This is a genomic window from Phenylobacterium sp. (genome assembly GCF_044372605.1).
Taxonomy (GTDB): domain Bacteria; phylum Pseudomonadota; class Alphaproteobacteria; order Caulobacterales; family Caulobacteraceae; genus Phenylobacterium.
The window spans coordinates 1-3,530 of record NZ_JBILRO010000301.1 but is presented as its reverse complement, the minus strand read 5'-3'; the positions used below and the strand labels follow the sequence as shown (position 1 = coordinate 3,530).

4 protein-coding genes are annotated in these 3,530 nt (G+C 65.9%); 1 reads left to right on the top strand and 3 read right to left on the bottom strand.

All coding sequences use genetic code 11. The features are described from left to right. The coding region (locus ACIQ42_RS17200) for a CvpA family protein (protein WP_397423460.1) at positions 1 to 184 on the bottom strand (184 nt) is incomplete at its 3' end. A 7-nt stretch (positions 185 to 191) separates the two neighbouring features. Further along, positions 192 to 1,559: a DNA repair protein RadA gene (radA, locus tag ACIQ42_RS17195; RefSeq protein ID WP_397423459.1), complete on the bottom strand. Its 1,368-nt coding sequence runs from the start codon at positions 1,557 to 1,559 to the stop codon at positions 192 to 194. A gap of 123 nt (positions 1,560 to 1,682) precedes the next feature. Here radA and ACIQ42_RS17190 point away from each other — a divergent pair, with 123 nt between their 5' ends. Then, complete coding sequence (locus ACIQ42_RS17190; protein ID WP_397423458.1) at positions 1,683 to 2,882, top strand: Yip1 family protein; 1,200 nt, start codon at positions 1,683 to 1,685, stop codon at positions 2,880 to 2,882. Positions 2,883 to 2,888: 6 nt separating this feature from the next. Here ACIQ42_RS17190 and ACIQ42_RS17185 read toward each other — a convergent pair. Next, a partial coding sequence (locus ACIQ42_RS17185) for an alanine racemase (RefSeq protein ID WP_397423457.1) occupies positions 2,889 to 3,530 on the bottom strand: 642 nt, incomplete at its 5' end.

Genomic DNA, 3,530 nt, shown 5'->3' with positions numbered 1-3,530 from the left:
CAAGCCAGTCGGGGTCTATTGCCTCCCGGGCCATCGGGCCGAAGGCTGGCAGACCGAGAATTGCCAGAATCGCAGCGATCACGAGGGCTCCCAGAGCGAAGACCTCGCGTACCGCCCCCCGTGAAAAGCCGATGGCGGCCGAGACCGCCAGCAGCGCCAGGATGATGAAATCCAGTTGCGTCAATGGATGCTCAATCCCAATCGCCGTCGCCGATTCGCCGGATGGCATCCGCCAGCCGCCCGGCGCCCATCAGCCTCATCCCGGAGGGCGGCTCGGCGCCAGTCGGCCCCAACGCCCGCCGGAAGCCCAGTTTCGCGGCTTCCTTCAGTCGACCGTCCATACGGCTCACCGAACGAACATCGCCCGACAGGCTGATTTCGCCGAAGACCACGCAGTCCTGCGGCAAGGCCTGATCCAGAGCTGATGAGGCCAGCGCCGCCGCTGCCGCGAGATCGGCGGCTGGTTCGGATATGCGCAGCCCCCCGGCCACATTGAGGTAGACGTCCCGGTCGCCGAGGCTGAGACCGCATCGGGACTCGAGCACCGCCAGCACCATCGCCAGACGCCCGCCATCCCAGCCCACCACCGCCCGCCGCGGCGTGCCATAGGCCGATGGGGCCACAAGCGCCTGGATCTCTACAAGAACGGGCCGCGATCCTTCGATGCCCGCGAAAACCGCGGCGCCTGCGGCGCGCTCGCCAGAGGTGTTGAGGAACAGGGCGGAAGGGTTCTTGACCTCGGCCAGGCCCTGGTCGCCCATCTCGAAGACGCCAATTTCGTCAGTCGCGCCGAACCGGTTCTTGGCACCGCGCAGGATGCGGAACGGATAGCCACGCTCGCCTTCGAACGAGAACACCGCGTCGACCATATGCTCCACCACCCGCGGCCCGGCGATGGCGCCTTCCTTGGTGACATGGCCCACCAATACGACGGCCAGTCCGCGCGTCTTCGCCAGTCGCACCAGTTCCTGACAGGCGGCCCTGACCTGGGTGACCGAGCCTGGCCCCGCTTCGTGTGCGTCGCTCCACATGGTCTGAATGGAATCAATCACCACGAGATCGAAGGGCTCAGCCTTCAGACCGTCGAGGATCGCCCTCAGCGACGTTTCTGCCGCCAGTTTCACCTGTGCATCGGCAAGACCCATGCGCTGGGCGCGCGCGCGGACCTGTTCCACGGCCTCTTCGCCGGAGATATAGGCGCACCGGGCGCCGCGCCGCGCGGCGCTGGCGGCCACCTGGAGCAGCAGGGTGGATTTTCCGACCCCGGGATCGCCGCCCACCAGAATGGCCGATCCTGGAACGACACCACCGCCGCAGACCCTATCCCATTCGTCCACGCCCGTAGCGATCCGGGGCGGGGCGGGCGTGGTTTCGTCCAGTCCCTCGAAGGCCAGATGCTGCTTGCGGGTGGGTTTTGTGAGCTTCAGCGCGCCTGGCGGTCGAGCCCCCATCTCCTCGACAAGACTGTTCCAGGCGCCACAGGCCGGGCACTGGCCGGACCACCGGGTCTGGATGGCTCCGCAGGACTGACAAGCGTAGGCGGCGCCGTCGCGGGCCATGGTGTCTCCGTGATTCGAATGAGTGCCAGTCTAGCCGACCCTGAAGCGAAGGTCTGTGCGGTGGCGCACCTTCGGGCTAGTCTCTCGTCCTGGGGCCGCAATAGAACTGCCAGGGAGAGAGCCATGAGCATCGTAGAGCCCGGATCAAAGCCCGCCGGACTGTTCGCACGCGCCAAAGCCCTGATCCTGCAACCCTCCGCCACCTGGGACGAAATCGAGCGGGAGCCCGCAACGATCCAGGGCGTGTTCACCAGTTATGTGCTCCCCCTGGCCCTGATCCCGGTGATCTGCAACTTCATCGGCCAGCTGGTGTTTGGCGCCGGCATCGGGTTTGGCGGGTTCGGTGTGACCTTGCGCTTCTCGCCTGTTTATCTCGCCGTCCAGGCCGTTCTGATGCTCGCGGTCAGTTTGGGCATGGTTTTCGTGCTCGCCTACATCATCGACGCCCTCGCTCCCGGCTTCGCCGGATTCAAGGATCGTGTGCAGGCGTTCAAGGTTGCCGCCTACGCGCCGACCGCTGGATGGATCGCCGGCGTGTTTGGCTTGCTTCCGGGTCTCGGAATCCTGGCATTCGTGGGCGGGCTCTACAGCCTCTTCCTGCTCTACAAGGGCCTGCCGAAGCTGATGAAGGCGCCCCAGGAACGGGCGACAAGCTACTTTGCCGTGGTCGTTGTTGTGGCCATCGTGGTTGGTCTGATCTTCAGTGCGATCACGGGCGCCATTCTGGGTTTGAGTGGACTGTCCCGCACCCTGACGCCACCCGCGATCAGCGGTACGGTCAATATTCCGGGGCAGGGGTCAATTGATCTTGGCAAACTCGAGGCCGCTTCAAAGGCTCTTGAGGCTGCAGCAAGCCAGGCGAGCGAGGGCAACGGCCCGTCGCCCACCGATCCGGATATCCTGAAGACGTACCTTCCCGTGAATATTGCCGGTTTCACGCGCACCGAGACCAGGTCCTCGAGCGGCGGGATCGGAGGGCTTCAGGGGTCGGGGGTGGAAGGACGCTACAGCCGTGGCGACGCGAGCCTTTCGGTTGAAGTGATCGATCTGGGTTCCGCCGGCGCTCTGGCCGGCATGGCGGGAGCCTTCAACCTGAAATCATCCTCCGAGAGCGCGACCGGCTACGAGAAGGTTGGGAAGACGGACGGCCGCTTGACCCGTGAGAGCTTCGAGACCGAGGGGCGGCGGGGCGAATACAGCGTCCTGGTCGCCGACAGGTTCCTGATTCAGGCCAATGGCGCCGGCGTGGACATGAGCCAGCTGAAAGCCGCTGTCGGCGCGGTCGGGACTGATCGCCTGGAGCGCCTTGCCGCGGGCAAATGACGTACCTCAGGCGCCGATATAGATCCGCTCTGCGCGCGTGCTGAGGCGTACCAGCACCTCGTGTGCGACGGTTCCTGCGGCTGCGGCCAGGTCGTCTAGCTGGGCGTTGGCGCCGAGCAGCTCCACATGATCGCCAATTGCAAGGGGCGCATCGCCGATGTCCACCACGGTCAGATCCATGTTGACCACCAGCAGCGGGCGAGGCGCTCCGGCGGCCCAGGCCATTCCACGCCCCATGGCCGCGCGGATCACGCCGTCGGCATACCCTGCGGCGATGACGGCGACGCGCATGTCGCCGGGCGCCGTGAAACTCTCGCCATAGCCTACCCGGTCGCCTGCCTGCAGATGGCGAATGTCCAGAATGGGCGCCGTCAGCGTGGCGACCGCCCTCAGGCGCGGGTCAGGCCGCTCTTCCGGGCCGCCGCCGTAGAGGCTGATCCCGGCCCGCACCAGATCATAGGTATACTCCGCGCCGAGGAAGCCCCCGGCCGAAGCGGCGAGGCTGGCGCGGACGGTCGGAAAACCATTTCGAATGTGCTGGAAGCGCTCGAGTTGTTGTGTGTTCCGGGGCTCGGTCGGGTCGGTGGCGGACCCCAGATGACTCATCACGAGGGCGATGTTGAGGTATCTCATTGTCTGGTGATCCGA